Raw genomic sequence first — 18,519 nt, 5'->3', positions numbered from 1 at the left:
TTTGGGATGTTTTTTGCGTATTATTGATTTACTAAATAATAACGGATGAAGATTGGTTTAGATATTTTAGGAGGAGATTATGCTCCTAAAGCGACGATAACAGGTGCTATCGAGGCACAAAAACAGCTTACTGGAGACCAAAAAATAGTCCTTTTTGGTAATACTGAAGAGACTAAACAACTTATCGATCAAGCCGGAGGAAATTCATCTGACTTCGAATATGTGGACGCTCCAGAAGCCATTGCAATGGGTGAACATCCTACCAAAGCAATTACACAAAAGCCCAACTCAAGCATTGCGAAGGGATTTGAATATTTAAAAAACAAAGAAATCGACTCATTCGCATCTGCTGGCAATACCGGAGCCATGCTTGTAGGTTCGATGTTTAGCGTCAAAGCTATTCCCGGGGTGCTCCGCCCTGCCATAGCGACAATTGTCCCAAAATTGAAATCTGGTTTCGGAATCTTGCTGGATGTCGGCGCAAATGCAGACTGCAAACCCGAGATGCTGAACCAATTTGCAATTTTAGGAAGTCTTTTTGCCCAACATGTATTCAACGTATCCAATCCTAAAGTAGGATTATTGAATATCGGAGAAGAAGAAGAAAAAGGAAACATCCTAACAACCTCTACCTACCCCCTACTTAAAGCCAACGACAAGATTAACTTTATCGGAAATGCTGAAGGCCGTGATCTGTTCAGTGATCATGCCGACGTTTATGTCTGTGATGGATTTACAGGCAACGTCGTGTTAAAACTGGCAGAATCATTTTATGTAGTGACCCTCAAAAAAGGTTTTAAAGATGATTTCTTTGACCGATTCAACTACGAACAATACGGTGGAAGTCCAATCTTGGGAGTCAATGCTCCTGTCATTATTGGTCATGGCATTTCAACGCCAGAGGCCATTAAAAATATGGTTTTATTTTCAAGAGATATGATCGAGTCTAAATTCATTGACAGCATCAGATCCATTTTCAATTAGAATATTTATGTCAAAGATTCACGCCGCAATTACGGCTGTACATGGTTACGTTCCGGATTACATCCTGACCAACAAAGAATTGGAAACTATGGTCGATACCAACGATGAGTGGATTGTATCGCGAACTGGAATCAAAGAGAGACGCATCTTAAAGGGCGAAGGGCTTGCTACATCTGATCTTGCTGTGCCAGCCGTTCAGGGGTTGTTGAAGAAGAGGGGAATTGATGCGACAGAGATCGATTTAATTATTTTTTGTACCAGTACACCGGATATGCTATTTCCGGCTACAGCCAACATCCTTGCGGATAAAATCGGTGCCACCAACGCCTGGGGATTTGACTTGCAGGCAGCCTGCTCCGGCTTCTTGTTCGGTCTGAATACGGGAACTCAGTTTATCACCGCCGGTACTCATAAAAAAGTTCTTGTAGTGGGCGCCGACAAAATGTCGTCCGTGATCAACTATCAGGACCGCAATACCTGTATCCTTTTTGGAGATGGATGTGGCTGCGTCTTGCTGGAACCGAATGAAGAAGGTTTGGGTATTCAAGACGCCATTCTAAAGACAGATGGCTCCGGAGGCCAATACCTCAACATTAAAGGTGGCGGCTCACTCAATCCAGCCACACATGCAACCGTAGATGCCGGTCTACATTACGCCTATCAGGAAGGGCGTACAGTTTTCAAATTTGCCGTCACTAATATGGCGGATGTCGCGCATGAAGTGATGGTAAAAAATAACCTGAAATCTGAAGACATTGCCTGGCTGGTTCCACATCAGGCCAACAAACGTATCATTGACGCTACAGCTGAACGTGTGGGGCTTCCGGAAGAAAAAGTCATGGTCAATATCCAAAAGTATGGAAATACAACCAGTGGAACTATTCCCCTATGTCTATGGGAATGGGAATCCCAACTGAAAAAAGGAGACAACTTAATCCTGGCCGCTTTTGGAGGTGGCTTTACCTGGGGATCCATCTATTTAAAATGGGCATATTAATTATCCCATTTTTTCGCATAATTTATTACTTTTGACAGTTAGAATTTTTAGAAACAAACAAAACCTACAATACTATGGGTATGGATATCAAACAAATTCAGGACTTGATTAAATTCGTTTCAAAATCAGGTGTGAATGAAGTCTCGATTGAAGAGCAAGATTTTAAAATTACAATAAAGACAAATCAGGAGCCTACTTATGTAACCGCAACAGTTCCCGCCGTGGCTCCAGTTGCAGCACCTCAGGTAGCGCAAGCTGCAGCTCCAGCACCTGCGGCAACGCCTGCCGCTCCTGCTCCGGCTAATAACGAAGCGAACCTTATTACCATCAAATCACCTATGATCGGTACCTTTTACCGTTCTGCTGGTCCCGGCAAGCCTTCTTTCGTCAATGTTGGTGACGATATCAATACAGGATCTGTATTATGTATTGTTGAAGCAATGAAATTGTTCAACGAAATTGAATCTGAAGTTTCTGGTAAAATCGTTAAGATTTTGGTAGACGATGCTCAACCTGTTGAGTTCGATCAACCATTATTCTTAGTCGAGCCTAAGTAGTTTACAATAACGTAAATGAATATCATGTAGCCTACAAAGGGCTACATTTTAGCAAATTTCATAATTCAAGACAATGTTTAAAAAAATATTAATTGCAAACAGGGGTGAAATCGCCCTGCGCATTATTCGTACCTGCCGCGAGATGGGTATCAAAAGTGTGGCAGTATACTCGACCGCTGACAGAGATAGCTTACACGTTAGATTTGCGGACGAGGCAGTTTGTATTGGCCCCCCTCCAAGTAAAGATTCTTACTTAAACATTCCGAATATTATATCCGCAGCTGAACTTACAAATGCAGATGCGATTCACCCGGGATATGGTTTCCTATCAGAGAATGCACGATTCTCCGCAATCTGTGCAGAATATGGTATCAAGTTTATTGGTGCCACTGCTGAGCAGATTGAAAAAATGGGTGATAAATCACAGGCTAAAGATACGATGAAGAAGGCCGGTGTACCCACCGTCCCAGGATCTGAAGGTCTGATTTCCAATGTAAAGGAAGGTATCGCTCTCGCCAAAGAGATCGGCTACCCTGTAATTATCAAAGCGACTGCCGGTGGTGGTGGCCGTGGTATGCGCATCATCTGGAAAGACGAAGAATTTGAGCCAGCTTGGGATTCTGCCCGTGTAGAAGCTGCTGCTGCATTCGGCAATGATGGTATTTACCTTGAAAAATATGTCGAAGAACCACGTCACATCGAGTTCCAGATTGTCGGTGACCAGTTCGGCACGGTATGTCATTTATCTGAACGCGATTGCTCTATCCAACGCCGTCATCAAAAATTGATCGAGGAGTCGCCTTCGCCATTCATGACCCCCGAACTAAGAGCTGCAATGGGTGAAGCAGCAATTAAAGGTGCTCAAGCCGTGAACTACGAGGGTGCCGGTACAATCGAATTTCTGGTTGACAAACACCGTAACTTCTACTTTATGGAGATGAACACCCGTATCCAGGTGGAGCACCCTGTAACCGAAGAAGTGATCAACTTCGACTTAATCAAAGAACAAATTAAGGTTGCAGCCGGAATACCGATCTCGGGAAAGAATTACGAGCCGCAAATGCATGCAATCGAATGCCGGATCAACGCCGAAGATCCATTCAACAACTTCCGCCCTTCACCGGGTAAAATCACCAATTTCCACTCACCGGGCGGTCATGGTGTACGGGTAGACACACACGTCTACTCAGGCTATACGATCCCACCCAATTACGACTCCATGATTGCGAAGCTGATCTGTGTCGCACAGACCCGTGAAGAAGCGATCTGCACCATGGAACGTGCGTTGAGCGAGTTTGTGATCGAAGGAATCAAAACAACCATTCCTTTACACCTGAGATTGATGCGTGATCCTAACTTCAGAGCCGGCAATTTCACGACGAAGTTTATGGAAACATTTGACCTAACAGAATATCCTGTAGAAGATTAAATAAAATTATCTTTACACGTATAAAAAATACCATTCTTTACAATAAGAATGGTATTTTTGTTTTCAAACAATTTTTATGAGTACACCAAATTCGAAAGATCTAATACAAGCTATCAAAAATAAAGGGAAGAATATAGAAGCGGAGATGTCTTTCTTTGACCATCTTGAAGTATTGAGATGGCATTTGGTCCGTTCAGCAATTGCCATCTGTATTTTTGCGGGCATTGCTTTTACATTCTATGATTTTGTATTCAACGACATCATTATGGGGCCAAAAAATCTGGATTTTTGGACCTACCGTATGATGTGCAAAGCCGCAGATGCTTTTAATCTGGCTGACTTCTGTGTTAAGAAAATACCGTTCAATATCATCAATACAGAATTGGCGGGCCAATTTATGCTTCAGATCAACTCCTGTCTATTGATGGCTTTGATGATGGGCTTCCCCTATCTCCTATTTGAAATCTGGTTATTTGTAAAACCTGCTTTGACAGATATCGAGAGACGCTCTGCACGCGGATTCGTTTTCTACTCTACCGTGCTGTTCCTCCTAGGCGCGCTTTTCGGATACTTTATTGTCGTACCATTGTCCATCAACTTTTTGGCAAACGTGTCTTTGAGCGATGAGATCGTCAATCAGATTACCATCGACAACTATCTCTCTACCATTGCAACGCTGACTTTAGGCTGTGGAATCGTGTTCTTGCTTCCGATCCTTGTATTTATCCTTTCCAAGATAGGAATTATGACACCTGAATTTATGCGTGCCAGCCGCCGTTATGCTACGGTTATTATCCTCGTCATCGCAGCAGTCATTACACCTTCGGCAGATATTATCACCATGCTTACAGTCGCAGCACCTATGTTCCTGCTCTACGAAGTCAGTATCATGGTATCAGCCGATGTCAAAAGAAAAAAATTAGCACAAGAAAAATAAAATACAATAAAAATGAGCACCGTAAAGAAAATTGCAATTGGAAGTGATCACGCTGGTTTTGAATATAAGACCGCATTGGTAGACTTTTTGAAAGAATTAGGGTATGAAGTAACGGATTTTGGTACCAACACTGCGGATTCAGTTGATTATCCAGACTTTGCGCACCCAGTTGCTTCTGCTGTGGAAAACAAAACAGCTGACGCGGGTGTCTTGATCTGTGGCAGTGCCAACGGTGTTGCCATCACGGCCAATAAACATCAGAATATTCGTGCAGCCATCTGCTGGCTGGAGGAAATTGCGGCTTTGGCCCGCCAGCACAACGATGCAAATGTTGTCTGTATTCCTGCACGCTTTATCGATCTGGATCTAGCGAAGAAAATCACTTCAACATTTATGACAACGGCCTTCGAAGGTGGACGTCACGCAAACCGTGTCAACAAAATTGCTTGTAGCTGATAACAAATTAACATATTTTAAGAAGCGGATGAAAGACCAAATATACTTTTCATCCGCTTTTTTTAGTTATATTGTGTACGAACTGATAGCTGTCATACCGATTACGGTTAAGTTGCCGGTCAGCAAATTTAGAAGTGGCTAAAGCCTGACAAGCGATGTGACGCTGCATGTCACCTATATATGAGAAAATAAACAGTGCATATGGATTGATCTGAGGCTATCAGCCCCAAAGAGTCCAGAAGCGATATGAAAATAGACAGATGAAGAAGATATACAACCTATTTTGGATTGCATTCTCCCTGATGAGCTGTGCAAAGGCGCAGGACGTAAATACCAGCTACGCCAATGAAATTACAGTTGAATCGACACAGAAACACCTGCGGACACTCGCTTCCGTAGATTTTGAAGGACGTGGAACCGGGCAGAAAGGGGGCCAGCTGGCGGCAGATTATATAGCGAACGAGTTCAAAAAATATGGCCTTTCGGCCCCTGTCAATGGATCGTATTTCCAGCCGCTGCAACTGATTCACAATAGTTTTAAAGTTAGGCAATTTAAGATCAATGATAAGCCCTTTCAACACGGGAAGGACATCTTTGTGATCGGCAATAACGAAAACAAACTTTTTGAAAGCCATGAAATTCTCTTCATTGGCTACGGCATAGACGATCCCAAGTACTCAGACATTGCGGGACTGGACCTTGCCAATAAAATTGTCCTGTTACTTAATGAGAATGAACCTACCGATGACAAAGGGAATTCTTGGATCACCGGCAAAAAGACACCTTCCGAATGGTCTACAAGCCGAAATAAAAAGATCAAAGAGATTTTAAAAAAGAAACCAAAACTTGTGCTGGCCATCAATAGCCAACTTGGCGAATTATTGGAACAAGCGGGAGACCGGGCGACTGAAGGCCGTTATAATCTGGCTGTAGACCAGCCTGCACCCGAAACCTCACCGATGATACCGGTGGTCAATATAACTGATCACATGGCCAATTACATTCTCAATCTTGCACGAACGAATCTCGCCGCCGTAGTTGGCAAGATTAACCGCTCTGGCCAGCCCAGCTCCTTTGCTATCACTACTACTTTTAAAGCAGAATTTGGCACCAACGCAGCAACATTGTCGGATCCTAATGTACTGGGTTACCTCGAAGGGACGGACAAGAAGGATGAACTCCTTGTCATCGGAGGCCACTACGACCATGACGGCAAAGACTCCAAAGGGAACATATTCTTTGGTGCCGATGATAACGCTTCGGGTACCACCGCAGTACTCGAACTGGCGCGTACCTTCGCCAGTGCTAAGGCGGCTGGCAAAGGACCAAGACGGAGTATCCTGTTTATTACCTATGCTGCTGAGGAGAAAGGTCTGCTAGGCTCCAAATTCTATACCGAGAATCCGATATTCCCACTGTCCAGTACGGTAGCCTGTATCAATATCGACATGATCGGCCGTGTGGATGATAAGCACCTTCATGGAAACCATGACTATATACATGCTATAGGTTCGGACAAATTAAGTTCGGAGCTCTACCAAATCAACAAAAATGAAAATGATAGACATACCAAGCTGGAAATAGATTACATGTATGATAATCCAAAAGATCCAATGCGCTTATACTACCGTTCGGACCACTATAATTTTGCAAAAAAAGGTATCCCGTCGATTTTCTATTTTTCAGGCTTACATCCCGATTATCACACTCCGGCTGATACCTATGACAAAATCGATTTTCCATTGATGGTGAAGCGGGAGAAGCTGGTCTTCTATACGGCATGGGAGATCGCCAATAGAGACAGCAGGTTGGTAATTGATAATCATAAAGAATAGGGAATAAAGAATATCAGCATGTAATCTTATTCATCTTCCGCTGAAAAAAGCTCTAGCGGCTTTTGTGTACCGGAACACACTTGTCCCGTATATGATCCAAGTTGTCGAAAAACAGAAACATTTCTTTGCACTTATTGTTATCTTTAAGATAAAAGAGGTTTAATTTATGGCGTTTGTAGACTACTATAAAGTGCTTGGCATTGATAAAACTGCTTCGGCGGATGATATCAAAAAAGCATACCGAAAATTAGCACGTAAATATCATCCGGATGTCAATCCCAATGACAACGAGGCGAAGCAACGTTTTCAGGAAATCAATGAAGCAAATGAAGTGCTGTCTGATCCTGAGAAGCGCAAAAAATACGATCAGTACGGCGAACATTGGCAGCATGGCGAAGAATACGAAAAAGCGCAGCAGCAATATCGTAATGCCCAATCTTCTGGCGGCAATCCATTTGGCTCCGGTGGCAATCCCTTTGGCGGAAGTGGCTCCTACGAATATACAGGCAACTTCGATGATGGCCAATTTTCCGATTTCTTTGAACAGATGTTTGGCAGCCGGCGTGGCGGCGGCAGGCAGAGCACGTTCAGGGGTCAGGATTTTAATGCCGAATTGACGCTGTCCCAGCAACAAGCCTATACTACCCATCAGCAGACCTTTAGTATAAATGGTAAAAGCATCCGTATCACTATTCATGCAGGTGTGGAAGATGGCCAGAAGATCAAATTAAAAGGCTACGGGGCCGAGGGAATCAATGGAGGCCCAAAAGGAGACCTTTACATCACGATGAACATTACGCCAGACCCAAACTTCAGACGCCAGGGCAGTGATCTGTATACTTCTCTGGATGTGGATCTGTATACCGCAATACTAGGGGGCGAGGCTACATTGGATACCTATGGAGGCAAAATCAAACTGAAAATAAAACCCGAAAGCCAAAACGGTTCCAGAATGCGACTGAGAGGAAAAGGATTTCCCGTATATCGCAAAGAAGGCGAGTTCGGCGATCTCTACGTGACATTGAATATCAAAATGCCTAGCAATTTATCAGATCAGGAGAGGGCATTATTTCAACAATTAAAGGATTTAAAACATTAGTCTATGGAAACGACTCTGATAAAAGTCATCGACTTCTGTCAATCCAGGAAAGTGGAAACCACTTTCCTGCAGACAATGGAAGAATATGGACTTATCCATATCATCATGCAGCAGGAAGAACAATACATTGACGAAGAAGAGCTCAAAAAACTTGAGCGTTTTTCAAATTTATATTACGAATTGGAAGTAAACCCTCAGGGAATTCAGGTCGCCAGTCACCTGCTGGAGAAAATAGAACAGCTGCAGAACGAAGTTTTGCAGCTTAAGAATAAATTAAAAGCCCTGGATTACTAGATCCAGGGCTACTTCGCCGACTTCCGGCAATGCCGCTAAAATACGATATCCCGTTCCGTATTCACCTTGGCCTGCCAGACGACCCTACCGTCTAGCGTGGTATATAGTATTTCATAATCCCCTTTGCAGACGACAAATGACCCACTAAAATCCTTGGGATTCATGAGTCGGTAAACCACCAGCGTTCTCTTTCCGTTAACATTGCCGTAAGCTTTCATCAGCATATAGTCTTCCCGATTGATTTTTTTATCCGAAATCTTATAATCCAAATGCGACCGGCTTCCGTCATCCGGACACAGTATTTCCGTCCGGCTAGGGCTAAACACATAGCGGTTGCGATACATCGCAACATTAGACATCACGATATCTTTTGCCCAATTCAGGTCATTGAAATCTGCCGGAAGCAGAAAGATCAGGCTGACCATCTTTTCCTGCCAGAGCCTATCATTAAAAGGAATCACAAAATGCAATACCTTTCGATCATTTGAGGTAGACACCGAATAAAAATAACGTCCCTCCTTATTTTCCTCCCGCTGGAGAACGCTCAGATCCAACAGGTGATTCTTCCGTCCTTTGACATTTGGGTAATTGTTTACCACCGCCAATAGATCATAGTCATATTTACCTTGGAGATGTGCCGTAAATAGCACACTATAGGCTGTATCAGAATAATGTAATTGTTTGAGCAGTTTGCTAAACCTACGCCCTACCTTTGACACGTTCAATGGACTTCTGTTCTGGTTCCAGTTATTCTCCTGAAGGATATCATCCCCCAGAAATACCGTCAGCCCCTTATCGATATTGACAAAATACTCGTCCCCTTCGATCACGTAGCCCTGTGGAACGACGCGGTAAGATTTGCAGGACGATAATACAGATAAAAATACCGCGACATATAATATAAAACACCTTACAATCTTCGACATCTAAATTTTGTTTAAAAGTTATTCGTACGCCCCTTGCCCACTTTTACCCTTTTATTCCCATCATTTATCTTTTTCCTGTACCAAGTTTAACCTGATAGGTAAAGTGTATGCGACACGTACTTTTCTGCCGTTCTGCATTCCCGGTCTCCATTTGCTGGCGCTACGTATCAACCTTAATGCGGCCTTGCCCGTGCCATATCCTAGATCTTTCCTCACTTTGACATGAGACAAGCTACCGTCCTTTTCCACGATAAAGGAGATTTCAATGATACCTTTCACACCTCTTTCCAAAGCAGCTTTGGGATAATCATAATTGTTGGAGACCCATATCATAAACTCTTTCATCCCGCCTATAGGTTCTGGGATTACCTCCAACTGAGTAAAAATTATAGGATCAGCAGCTATGGTATCATGCTGTGCTGGCTTGTCAACAGGGCCTCTCTTAGCTATTTTATCCTTGAGCGAACTCTTTACATTATCTAACGCTCCATCAAGCTTCCGCGCTATGGAACCTGCAGCCGCCTCCGTCCCTTCAAAACCTGCAGTCGCCTGTGTAGCTACCGGTACCTCGACCTGGTTAATGGAGCTCTCTACATCGCTCACGAGGCCCTTGGCCCTGCTTGTATTTAAAATAAGCGTCGAACCGGCAATGACCAGCACCATCGGTAGAATAGCGATATATAACAATTTATGCTTTCCCGCTGATCTATTCTTAAATAACATCATGATTCGTTTCTTTAAAAATGATTGATTTGAAAACTCATGCCTGAGTGGCAGCTGATTTGTCCGCAACGCATGAGCCACTAACAGTTCAGCATAAGCAACCTTGTCTGACGAACAGATTTCGTCAGCGATACATTCATGCTGAAACTTTAACTCCTTTTGAAAAAAATATAAAATCGGATTAAACCAGTTGAAAATTTTCAACAGCTCCAACAGAAGCAAATCGTAGGAATGGCCCTGTTCCACATGAACCAGCTCATGCCTTTCGATACTCTTATGATGCGCTAGAGCATGACCAATGATGATTCTGTTGAAAAATGAAAAACTATGATATCCCTGGCCATTGCGCAATTCCCCCAGTACACAAACGATACGTATAAGCAACCACACACAGCTCATCCCCACGCCCATCCAATAAACATAAGTCAGTATCTCCAGCAGATAAACAGGCTGAGTCTTCGATCCATTGATAGCATTGTGCAGATAACCGTCCAAATCCACCATGGGAATCCTATATTCCACCATTTCGCTATCCGGAAGTTCAATAAAAATGCCGATAGGTGCCAACAGCGAAAAAAATAGCATCCCGATCAGATACATCCGGTTCCACTGGAAAAACGTCAGTTTTCGAAAAATCAGCCAATAGAACATAAAGCTGATGGTCAATGATATATTGACAATCAATAAGTAAATCATAATCAAAAGTTTATAAAAGGGGATTGCTGTTAACTTTTATTGCGCTGAATAATGGATAAGATATCATCCAGTTCCTTCATATCCAGCTTATTCTCTTCCAAAAAATACGATAACATACGTTTTGGCGAATTATCAAAGTAATTGTTCAGCAGCTTGCCCGTAATTCCTTTTTTATATTCCTCTTTTGAAATCTTTGGCAAATACTGGTGGCTTTTGCCAAAAGACTCGTGCGCCACAAAACCCTTGGTTTCGAGAATGCGCACTATCGTTGACACTGTATTGTAAGCTGGTTTAGGCTCGGGCAATCGTTCAATGATATCTTTGACAAATCCCCGCCCCATCCCCCAGAGCTCATGCATAATCTGTTCTTCCGCTTTGGTCAGCTCTTTAAATTCTTCCATAACTCTTTAATAAATAACAGTACTGTTGTAATCGATTACAATACAATTGTAAAACTAAAAATTTAGTTTTACAACTACTATTTTAGTTCAAAATACAATACACTGATTTACTGTCATTTAATTTACAACTAACGCCTTCTATAGCACCATTAGTCATCAAATTTTTTCCTCCGGGAGGCTTTCAGCTGGGATTGCTGTTTCTTGCGGTCCAGTCTCTTTAAAACACTGGAATAGGGAATTTTAGTCTTTTTTCGTGCCTTTTCGGTAACGAGCGCACCTTTCAGTAGCCGCACAAAGCGTTCGACGGCTATTTCCTTATTTCGCTGCTGCGAACGGTCTGTATTAGACTCCAGCTGCAAGATCCCCTCTTTAGTGATGCGGTTCGAAAGTTTCATCATGATCAAAGTCTTCTCTTCCTCCGAAAAGCTAGCAGACTGCCTCACGTTCCATTGCAGCAGCACTTTAGACGAAACCTTGTTGACATGCTGTCCCCCAGCTCCTCCTGATCTCGAAAACTTAAACGTCAGTTCACTTATTATTCCTTCTATATTCATCTTTTCTTAAATTCCGCTTCCATTTCTGTCATTTTTCTCAGCAAAAAACTCAGTTTTTCCACCTGTTCACGTTGCACTTCAATCAGTTCCTGTTCTTTTCTGATGATCAAATGATCGATCTTTTCATGTAGTTCCCGTATCTCCAGTTCGGCTTTGAGATTCACCATGTAGTCATTTCGAGCACGTTCCCGGTCTTTATCTTCCTGTCCATTCTGGCTCATCATGATCACCGGCGCCTGTAGAGCAGCAAAGCTCTGTATCACCTGCTGGTCCAGCAAACTCAGCTGCCCGGACTCATCTTTTAGAAACTCGGTGATGTAAGCTTCTTTGAACGCATTGAGTTCGGAGATCGCCATGTACTTGTCCCTTCCGAAATCCGGATGCTCTTTTTTGATTAGTTTAAAAAGAGGCTGCCTAATGGATGCCCCCGACAAGCGCTGTTCCAAAGGGAACTGCTGTCCAGAAATATCGCTGATGAAATAATCCATATACCACTTAAATGTCTACTTAAAGATAATGCTTTTTAAGTACGCAAAAAATTCACAAAACTATGGCAATTGCTTTTTGTTATTTTAAGCATAAATAACCGAAATTAGCGGCACGAAAAATTAGATATTTCAAAACCGCCAAAGGCATGATTTTCTCCTTTCGGCAACACAGTATTGAATAATAACAGGGCATGCCACCCAGACCCATTGAAAGATAATGGATCAGGCATTAAAAACTAAATAGATGAAAATAGGAATTGTTTGTTATCCCACCTTCGGTGGCAGCGGCGTTGTAGCAACCGAATTAGGGAAAGCGCTAGCAGCCAGCGGACATGAGATCCATTTTATAACCTACCGGCAGCCCGCGCGCCTGGATTTCTTTTCCGAAAACCTTTATTACCACGAAGTCGCCGTCTCCCAATATCCGCTTTTTGACTTTTTGCCTTATGAGTCAGCGCTCGCCAGCAAATTGGTCGACGTCGTACGTTTCGAGAAGCTCGATCTGATCCACGTACATTACGCTATCCCCCATGCTTCCGCAGCATTCATGGCAAAACAGATATTGTTGACCACCTACGGGATAAACATTCCCGTTGTGACGACACTGCATGGTACAGATATTACCTTGGTCGGTAAAGACAAAAGCTTTAGTCCTGTGGTTACATTTTCCATCAACCAGTCGGATGGCGTGACGGCCGTTTCGCAGAATCTCAAGGATCAGACACTCCAATATTTTGATATCTCCCGTGATATCAAAGTGATCCCCAACTTCATCGATCTCGACCGATTTAGCAACAAAGACCGATCGCATTTCAAAAAAGCGATCGCTCCGGGCAATGAACGCATATTGGTACATACATCCAACTTTAGGAAAGTAAAGAATACAGAGGATGTCATCCGGATCTTTAAAAAGGTCAACGAAGTCATACCATCCAAGCTGCTGATGGTGGGCGATGGTCCCGAACGTAGAAACGCAGAAGAGCTGTCCAGAGAGCTTGATGTTTGCACAGATGTACGTTTTCTGGGCAAGCAGGATGCCGTAGAAGAAATATTATCTGTCTCAGACCTCTTCCTGATGCCCTCCAGTTCGGAGAGTTTTGGGCTGGCCGCGCTGGAAGCGATGGCCTGCCAAGTGCCCGTGGTCTCGTCCAACACCGGTGGACTGCCCGAATTGAATGAAAATGGCGTAACTGGATTTCTCAGCGATGTGGGAGATGTCAATGATATGGCCAAAAATGCAATCTACATCCTGGAAGATCATGAGCGGCTGGAAAAATTCAAGGAAGCAGCACTAAATCATGCTAAAAAATTCCAGCTGTCCAATATTATGCCACTATACGAGCACTATTATCAGGAGGTCATCAACCAGACAACAAAAGCACAATAAATATCACTTTAGGGCGTAAGGGATAAAAAAAATATTTTATCTTTGACCTTTGGAAAATTTCCAAAAAAACAATTATGAAATACAAACGTATCTTATTAAAACTTAGCGGTGAATCCTTAATGGGTGACCAAAGCTATGGTATCGATATTAACCGTGTATCACAATACGCTAATGATATCAAAGAAATTCACGATCAGGGTTTAGAAATTGCAATTGTTATCGGTGGAGGTAATATTTACCGCGGTTTAAGTGCAGAGAAATCAGGTATGGACCGTGTTCAGGCTGACTATATGGGCATGCTTGCCACTGTAATCAATAGCATGGCACTGCAGGATGCCCTTGAAAAAGTCGGAAAAAAGACACGTTTGCTAACAGCAATTAAAATGGAACAGATCTGCGAACCATTTATTCGTAGACGGGCGGTACGTCACCTCGAAAAAGGCCGTATTGTTATTTTCGGTGCCGGTACTGGAAACCCGTATTTCACGACCGATACAGCCGCTTCGTTGCGCGCCATCGAAATCAACGCCGATGCGGTATTGAAAGGTACACGCGTAGACGGCATCTATACTGCAGATCCTGAAAAAGACCCTAACGCGACAAAATTCGAAGAAATATCATTCACGGAGGTCTATGAGAAAGGACTAAATGTCATGGATATGACAGCCTTTACATTGTGCCAGGAGAACAATTTACCAATCATCGTATTTGACATGAACAAGCCGGGCAACTTGCTGAAACTTGCCAATGGAGAACATATCGGAACTGTTGTAAAATAAATTAAATCTGTAAAAAACGTAATCTTATATGAACGAACTAATTTCAATTGAATTGGACGATTGTAAAGACAAGATGTCCAAAGCAGTTGCTTACACCGAATCAGAATTAACAAAAATTCGTGCCGGTAAAGCTTCACCGTCTATGCTAGATGGTATTTCAGTCGATTATTATGGTAGCGCCACCCCACTTTCTCAAGTGGCCAACATCAATACAACTGATGCAAGGACAATTGTCATCCAGCCTTGGGAAAAATCGCTCATCAACGCAATTGAAAAAGCTATTACAGACGCCAACTTGGGACTCAACCCGCAAAACGACGGTATTGTCATCCGTTTGAACGTCCCCCCTCTTACCGAAGAAAGAAGACGCGAACTCGTAAAAAAAGTAAAAGAAGAGACTGAAAGAGGCCGTGTAGCTATTCGTAACATCCGTAAGGAGACCAACGAATCCGTTAAAAAATTGAAAAATGACGGTGCTTCGGAAGACGAAATCAAATCTGCAGAGGGAGAAGTACAAAAATTGACCGATGCATTTATCGTAAAGGTCGACAAATTGGCTGAACTGAAAGAAAAAGATATCATGACGGTGTAAACAGCCCGTGCATAAGCAATACAAAAGGTCTGATGTGTTCAGGCCTTTTTTTATTCATTAAACTTACCCCGCCCTGCCTTTCGGAAAATATTCGGATAGGTTTTATTGTTTTTTTACAAAATAATTGTACATTGTACACTAACAATAATCAGTTATATGATGAACAATTCTCGCCGTAATTTTTTAAAGCAAGCTGGAATAGGTCTTTCAGCAGCTTATCTGATGCCCAACTTTATCGCTTGTCAAAATAAAGCTGCAGCTGTCAGTGACAATCCATTGCAAAATATCGGGGTACAATTGTATTCGATCCGCGATCTAATGGATAAGGATCCTAAAGGGTCTCTGGAGCAAATAGCCAAGATTGGTTACAAACATGTTGAACTCTATGGCATTGACCCCACGGCCAAGCAATTCTGGAAGCTGCCGTACAAAGAGCTGAAAAAGATTCTGGATGATAACGGGCTGAAAACCTATTCCGGGCACTACGATATGTCCAAATATTTAAGCAGAACACATACCGACAAGGAAGATCTGTCGATCTATTTTGATGCAGCAAAAGAGCTTGGACAAGAGTATGTGATAGCACCTGTAACGCCGATGTTTGATCTCAATGCGCTTAAAAAAGATGATTATCTTTACGCGGCCGAACAGCTCAATAAGGCGGGCGAACAGGCCAAAAAGCTCGGATTAAAGGTAGCTTATCACAATCACTTCTGGGAGTTCAGGGATCTGGGCAACAACACCATGGGCGAAGAGGTCATGATCGCTTTTACCGAGCCCGAACTGGTTGATTTTGAACTCGATCTCTTTTGGGCCGAAAAAGCGGGGAAAAACCCCATATCACTCTTCGAAAAGTTTCCAAACCGGTTTAAACTCTGGCACGTCAAAGACATGGACAAAACCAAATCAAATCCCATCGAATGGCCGAAAGATGGTAACCTACCGGTCGAACAGATTTTCAAAGACATCAGATATACGGAGGTTGGAACCGGAAGTATCAGCTTCCCTGAGATTGTCCAGGAAAAGGCTAAAGCTGGACTAAAATATGCTTTTGTTGAACAGGACGACATTTATATGCCCAATAAAATGGAAAGTCTTAAAAAAAGCTATGATTATGTTCAGGCCAATCTTACGAAATAAAACGGGGAGCTTTGAGCTCCCCGTTTTATTTCGTAGATAAGTTTAGAACTGCGTATCTTCAACTTCTACCGCCGTTTCGATGACCTTACGGGCCAATTCTTCTTTAAAAGCGATAATATTTTTGCTTATTTCCGCATCATGCGTTGCCAATATCTGTGCAGCCAATATGCCTGCATTTTTAGCTGCGTTTAAAGCTACGGTCGCCACCGGAATGCCATTGGGCATCTGGAGAATCGACAGGACAGAATCCCAGCCGTCGATTGAATTAGAGGACTTTACAGGAACTCCTATAACTGGCAAATGCGTAATCGACGCCACCATCCCTGGTAAATGGGCAGCACCACCGGCGCCAGCAATAATTACCTTCAGCCCGCGGGACGCTGCATTCTGCGCATAATCAAACATGCGTTGCGGTGTACGGTGGGCAGAGACAATCGTCACTTCGAATGTTACCCCAAGAACTTTCAGGACATCGATAGCATCCTGCATCACCGGAAGATCAGATTTACTTCCCATGATAATGCCTACCTGGGCCTTATTATTGATTGACATAGTTTTAATTAAGCTTTAACTTTTAATATTTCCTGTACTTTTCTCGCATTCGAAATGGCCTTCTCGCGATCATCATTAACAATGCAAACATGCCCCATCTTACGGAACGGCTTCGTATACTTCTTGCCATAGAGATGGATATAGACTCCCTCAATCGCCAGCGCTTCCTCCACACCATCATATTTAGCAAGGCCCTCATACCCTTCTTCACCCAGAAGGTTGATCATCACCGCATTGGTCCGGCATCTGGTATCCCCCAATGGCAGATTGAATATCGCTCTCAGATGCTGTCCAAATTGAGAAACATAATTTCCTTCAATCGTCTGGTGCCCGCTGTTATGTGGCCGCGGTGCCAGCTCGTTGACCAGGATATCGCCATTTTTTGTTAAAAACATCTCAACGGCCAATAAGCCCACAATCTGCAGATCCTCAGCGATCTTTTTCGCAATCGCTTCCGCCCGTTGCTGTACATCAACACCATACAGCGAGGGAGCGATCAGAAACTCCACCAGATTTGCCTGAGGATTGAACTCCATTTCCACCATCGGAAATGTAGACACATCACCTCGGTCATTGCGGGCGACAATAACGGCAATCTCTTTTTCGAAATCCACCCACTCTTCAATCAGACTAGGCTCTTCGAACGCGTTCTGAATATCCGCCTCGGTGACGATCTTCTTGACACCTTTGCCATCGTAACCATCCTTACGCAGCTTTTGGATATACGGTAGACGCAATGAAGTATTGACAAGGTTATCACGATTTGATATCAGCTGAAATGCCGAGGTCGGAATATCATTCTGTTTGAAAAATTGTTTCTGCAATCCCTTATCCTGAATCAACCGAATGATACGGGACTGAGGATACACCACCACACCTTCCTCCTCCAGTTTTTCCAGCGCATCGACATTCACCTTTTCAATCTCAATAGTGATCATATCCAGATCTTTACCGAAATTGTAGACGGTCTCAAAATCCCCCAATGAACCACATTCAAATTTGTTGCACAGTTTGCGGCAGGGCGCATTCTTATCGGGGTCCAGCACATGAACGTTTACATTGTAATTAATGGCTTCCTGAATCAGCATCCTGCCCAGCTGTCCGCCGCCTAGAATACCTAATTGCAGTTCACCATAAAAATCTTTTGCCATAATTGATTCTAAAATCTTCTATTATTGTTTTTCTACGCTTGTTGATTGAATGAACAGCTGTTCCCCCAACAAACTCTCCTTATCTATCTTTTTCTGCAGTTCAATAAATGCGCCGATCAGCGCTTCCGGCCGTGGTGGACATCCCTGTACATACACATCCACCGGAATAACTTTGTCGACGCCCTTGACGACATGATAACCATGTTGCCAGTACGGTCCCCCACAGTTGGAACAGGACCCCATGGAGATCACATATTTTGGATCAGGCATCTGTTCGTACAGCTTCTTGATGCGGTCTGCCATTTTGAAGGTTACTGTCCCAGCAATGATGATGACATCTGACTGTCGTGGCGATGGCCGTGGAAAAACTCCCATTCGGTCCAGATCATAAGTCGACGCCATTGCTCCCATCATTTCTATCGCACAACAGGCAATACCAAAACTCATGGGCCACATCGAAGAAAGTCGTGCCCAGTTAAGTAGATCATCCAGCTTAGCTACAACGACACCGTTATTTTGTAATTGACTATCTAAACTCATGC

General features: G+C 43.3%; 21 protein-coding genes. 13 read left to right on the top strand and 8 right to left on the bottom strand.

What is annotated here, in order from left to right:
• Positions 1–45: 45 nt before the first annotated feature.
• The 9 genes from plsX (at position 46) to K7A41_RS05560 (ending at position 8,588) form a co-directional block, all read left to right on the top strand.
• A complete protein-coding gene (gene plsX, locus K7A41_RS05600; RefSeq protein ID WP_028072632.1) occupies positions 46–984 on the top strand; it encodes a phosphate acyltransferase PlsX in 939 nt (312 codons plus the stop codon).
• A 7-nt stretch (positions 985–991) separates the two neighbouring features.
• Positions 992–1,981: a beta-ketoacyl-ACP synthase III gene (locus K7A41_RS05595; RefSeq protein WP_028072631.1), complete on the top strand. Its 990-nt coding sequence runs from the start codon at positions 992–994 to the stop codon at positions 1,979–1,981.
• Positions 1,982–2,055: 74 nt separating this feature from the next.
• Entirely contained in the window at positions 2,056–2,538 is a 483-nt protein-coding gene (gene accB, locus K7A41_RS05590; protein ID WP_028072630.1) for an acetyl-CoA carboxylase biotin carboxyl carrier protein, read from the top strand.
• A 73-nt stretch (positions 2,539–2,611) separates the two neighbouring features.
• The gene (accC, locus tag K7A41_RS05585; protein ID WP_028072629.1) at positions 2,612–3,967 is read left to right on the top strand and encodes an acetyl-CoA carboxylase biotin carboxylase subunit; all 1,356 of its coding nucleotides are present in this window, start codon (positions 2,612–2,614) and stop codon (positions 3,965–3,967) included.
• Positions 3,968–4,043: 76 nt separating this feature from the next.
• The gene (gene tatC / locus K7A41_RS05580; RefSeq protein ID WP_028072628.1) at positions 4,044–4,904 is read left to right on the top strand and encodes a twin-arginine translocase subunit TatC; all 861 of its coding nucleotides are present in this window, start codon (positions 4,044–4,046) and stop codon (positions 4,902–4,904) included.
• 12 nt (positions 4,905–4,916) lie between these two features.
• Complete coding sequence (rpiB, locus tag K7A41_RS05575; protein ID WP_265712893.1) at positions 4,917–5,360, top strand: ribose 5-phosphate isomerase B; 444 nt, start codon at positions 4,917–4,919, stop codon at positions 5,358–5,360.
• Between the two features lie 260 nt (positions 5,361–5,620).
• Complete coding sequence (locus tag K7A41_RS05570; protein WP_265712892.1) at positions 5,621–7,195, top strand: M28 family peptidase; 1,575 nt, start codon at positions 5,621–5,623, stop codon at positions 7,193–7,195.
• Positions 7,196–7,361: 166 nt separating this feature from the next.
• The gene (locus tag K7A41_RS05565; protein WP_265712891.1) at positions 7,362–8,294 is read left to right on the top strand and encodes a J domain-containing protein; all 933 of its coding nucleotides are present in this window, start codon (positions 7,362–7,364) and stop codon (positions 8,292–8,294) included.
• A gap of 3 nt (positions 8,295–8,297) precedes the next feature.
• Positions 8,298–8,588, top strand: coding sequence for a chaperone modulator CbpM (locus K7A41_RS05560; protein WP_265712890.1), 291 nt, complete (start codon positions 8,298–8,300; stop codon positions 8,586–8,588).
• 35 nt (positions 8,589–8,623) lie between these two features.
• Here the strand turns inward: K7A41_RS05560 and K7A41_RS05555 are convergent, their stop codons facing one another.
• The 5 genes from K7A41_RS05555 to K7A41_RS05535 all read right to left on the bottom strand — a co-directional run bounded on the left by K7A41_RS05555 (position 8,624) and on the right by K7A41_RS05535 (position 12,376).
• Positions 8,624–9,514 (bottom strand): hypothetical protein, encoded by an 891-nt coding sequence (locus K7A41_RS05555; RefSeq protein ID WP_265712889.1) that lies wholly within the window; start codon positions 9,512–9,514, stop codon positions 8,624–8,626.
• 60 nt (positions 9,515–9,574) lie between these two features.
• Positions 9,575–10,933 carry a M56 family metallopeptidase gene (locus K7A41_RS05550; RefSeq protein ID WP_265712888.1) on the bottom strand — a complete coding sequence of 453 codons (1,359 nt, stop codon included), beginning with the start codon at positions 10,931–10,933 and terminating at the stop codon, positions 9,575–9,577.
• Positions 10,934–10,962: 29 nt separating this feature from the next.
• Positions 10,963–11,334, bottom strand: coding sequence for a BlaI/MecI/CopY family transcriptional regulator (locus K7A41_RS05545; RefSeq protein WP_265712887.1), 372 nt, complete (start codon positions 11,332–11,334; stop codon positions 10,963–10,965).
• Between the two features lie 149 nt (positions 11,335–11,483).
• Positions 11,484–11,888 (bottom strand): alternative ribosome rescue aminoacyl-tRNA hydrolase ArfB, encoded by a 405-nt coding sequence (gene arfB / locus K7A41_RS05540; RefSeq protein WP_265712886.1) that lies wholly within the window; start codon positions 11,886–11,888, stop codon positions 11,484–11,486.
• The gene (locus tag K7A41_RS05535; protein ID WP_265712885.1) at positions 11,885–12,376 is read right to left on the bottom strand and encodes a DUF1003 domain-containing protein; all 492 of its coding nucleotides are present in this window, start codon (positions 12,374–12,376) and stop codon (positions 11,885–11,887) included. Before K7A41_RS05535 ends, arfB begins: the two co-directional genes overlap by 4 nt.
• Positions 12,377–12,620: 244 nt before the next feature.
• Here K7A41_RS05535 and bshA point away from each other — a divergent pair, with 244 nt between their 5' ends.
• The 4 genes from bshA (at position 12,621) to K7A41_RS05515 (ending at position 16,274) form a co-directional block, all read left to right on the top strand.
• Positions 12,621–13,763 carry an N-acetyl-alpha-D-glucosaminyl L-malate synthase BshA gene (bshA, locus tag K7A41_RS05530; protein WP_028072618.1) on the top strand — a complete coding sequence of 381 codons (1,143 nt, stop codon included), beginning with the start codon at positions 12,621–12,623 and terminating at the stop codon, positions 13,761–13,763.
• A 74-nt stretch (positions 13,764–13,837) separates the two neighbouring features.
• Entirely contained in the window at positions 13,838–14,542 is a 705-nt protein-coding gene (gene pyrH / locus K7A41_RS05525; protein WP_028072617.1) for a UMP kinase, read from the top strand.
• A 28-nt stretch (positions 14,543–14,570) separates the two neighbouring features.
• Entirely contained in the window at positions 14,571–15,134 is a 564-nt protein-coding gene (gene frr / locus K7A41_RS05520; protein ID WP_028072616.1) for a ribosome recycling factor, read from the top strand.
• 156 nt (positions 15,135–15,290) lie between these two features.
• On the top strand, positions 15,291–16,274 hold the full coding sequence (locus tag K7A41_RS05515) for a sugar phosphate isomerase/epimerase family protein (RefSeq protein ID WP_265712884.1): 984 nt from the start codon (positions 15,291–15,293) through the stop codon (positions 16,272–16,274).
• Positions 16,275–16,316: 42 nt separating this feature from the next.
• Here the strand turns inward: K7A41_RS05515 and purE are convergent, their stop codons facing one another.
• Genes purE through K7A41_RS05500 form a run of 3 tightly spaced genes read right to left on the bottom strand, consistent with a single transcriptional unit; the run spans position 16,317 to position 18,517 of the window.
• Positions 16,317–16,826, bottom strand: coding sequence for a 5-(carboxyamino)imidazole ribonucleotide mutase (gene purE / locus K7A41_RS05510; protein ID WP_028072614.1), 510 nt, complete (start codon positions 16,824–16,826; stop codon positions 16,317–16,319).
• Positions 16,827–16,834: 8 nt separating this feature from the next.
• On the bottom strand, positions 16,835–17,977 hold the full coding sequence (locus tag K7A41_RS05505; RefSeq protein ID WP_265712883.1) for a 5-(carboxyamino)imidazole ribonucleotide synthase: 1,143 nt from the start codon (positions 17,975–17,977) through the stop codon (positions 16,835–16,837).
• Positions 17,978–17,998: 21 nt separating this feature from the next.
• Positions 17,999–18,517, bottom strand: a complete 519-nt coding sequence (locus K7A41_RS05500) for an NADH-quinone oxidoreductase subunit B (RefSeq protein ID WP_265712882.1) — start codon at positions 18,515–18,517, stop codon at positions 17,999–18,001.
• Between the last annotated feature and the right edge of the window lie 2 nt (positions 18,518–18,519).

The organism is Sphingobacterium sp. InxBP1, assembly GCF_026191775.1.
Lineage (GTDB): Bacteria > Bacteroidota > Bacteroidia > Sphingobacteriales > Sphingobacteriaceae > Sphingobacterium > Sphingobacterium thalpophilum.
This window is presented reverse-complemented; position numbering and strand designations above follow the sequence as displayed.

What these genes read in the sequence shown, in the direction of transcription:
- plsX (WP_028072632.1), top strand. Translation starts at nt 46, where the DNA reads ATGAAGATTGGTTTAGATATTTTAGGAGGAGATTATGCTCCTAAAGCG.
- K7A41_RS05595 (WP_028072631.1), top strand. Translation starts at nt 992, where the DNA reads ATGTCAAAGATTCACGCCGCAATTACGGCTGTACATGGTTACGTTCCG.
- accB (WP_028072630.1), top strand. Translation starts at nt 2,056, where the DNA reads ATGGGTATGGATATCAAACAAATTCAGGACTTGATTAAATTCGTTTCA.
- accC (WP_028072629.1), top strand. Translation starts at nt 2,612, where the DNA reads ATGTTTAAAAAAATATTAATTGCAAACAGGGGTGAAATCGCCCTGCGC.
- tatC (WP_028072628.1), top strand. Translation starts at nt 4,044, where the DNA reads ATGAGTACACCAAATTCGAAAGATCTAATACAAGCTATCAAAAATAAA.
- rpiB (WP_265712893.1), top strand. Translation starts at nt 4,917, where the DNA reads ATGAGCACCGTAAAGAAAATTGCAATTGGAAGTGATCACGCTGGTTTT.
- K7A41_RS05570 (WP_265712892.1), top strand. Translation starts at nt 5,621, where the DNA reads ATGAAGAAGATATACAACCTATTTTGGATTGCATTCTCCCTGATGAGC.
- K7A41_RS05565 (WP_265712891.1), top strand. Translation starts at nt 7,362, where the DNA reads ATGGCGTTTGTAGACTACTATAAAGTGCTTGGCATTGATAAAACTGCT.
- K7A41_RS05560 (WP_265712890.1), top strand. Translation starts at nt 8,298, where the DNA reads ATGGAAACGACTCTGATAAAAGTCATCGACTTCTGTCAATCCAGGAAA.
- K7A41_RS05555 (WP_265712889.1), bottom strand. Translation starts at nt 9,514, where the DNA reads ATGTCGAAGATTGTAAGGTGTTTTATATTATATGTCGCGGTATTTTTA.
- K7A41_RS05550 (WP_265712888.1), bottom strand. Translation starts at nt 10,933, where the DNA reads ATGATTTACTTATTGATTGTCAATATATCATTGACCATCAGCTTTATG.
- K7A41_RS05545 (WP_265712887.1), bottom strand. Translation starts at nt 11,334, where the DNA reads ATGGAAGAATTTAAAGAGCTGACCAAAGCGGAAGAACAGATTATGCAT.
- arfB (WP_265712886.1), bottom strand. Translation starts at nt 11,888, where the DNA reads ATGAATATAGAAGGAATAATAAGTGAACTGACGTTTAAGTTTTCGAGA.
- K7A41_RS05535 (WP_265712885.1), bottom strand. Translation starts at nt 12,376, where the DNA reads ATGGATTATTTCATCAGCGATATTTCTGGACAGCAGTTCCCTTTGGAA.
- bshA (WP_028072618.1), top strand. Translation starts at nt 12,621, where the DNA reads ATGAAAATAGGAATTGTTTGTTATCCCACCTTCGGTGGCAGCGGCGTT.
- pyrH (WP_028072617.1), top strand. Translation starts at nt 13,838, where the DNA reads ATGAAATACAAACGTATCTTATTAAAACTTAGCGGTGAATCCTTAATG.
- frr (WP_028072616.1), top strand. Translation starts at nt 14,571, where the DNA reads ATGAACGAACTAATTTCAATTGAATTGGACGATTGTAAAGACAAGATG.
- K7A41_RS05515 (WP_265712884.1), top strand. Translation starts at nt 15,291, where the DNA reads ATGATGAACAATTCTCGCCGTAATTTTTTAAAGCAAGCTGGAATAGGT.
- purE (WP_028072614.1), bottom strand. Translation starts at nt 16,826, where the DNA reads ATGTCAATCAATAATAAGGCCCAGGTAGGCATTATCATGGGAAGTAAA.
- K7A41_RS05505 (WP_265712883.1), bottom strand. Translation starts at nt 17,977, where the DNA reads ATGGCAAAAGATTTTTATGGTGAACTGCAATTAGGTATTCTAGGCGGC.
- K7A41_RS05500 (WP_265712882.1), bottom strand. Translation starts at nt 18,517, where the DNA reads ATGAGTTTAGATAGTCAATTACAAAATAACGGTGTCGTTGTAGCTAAG.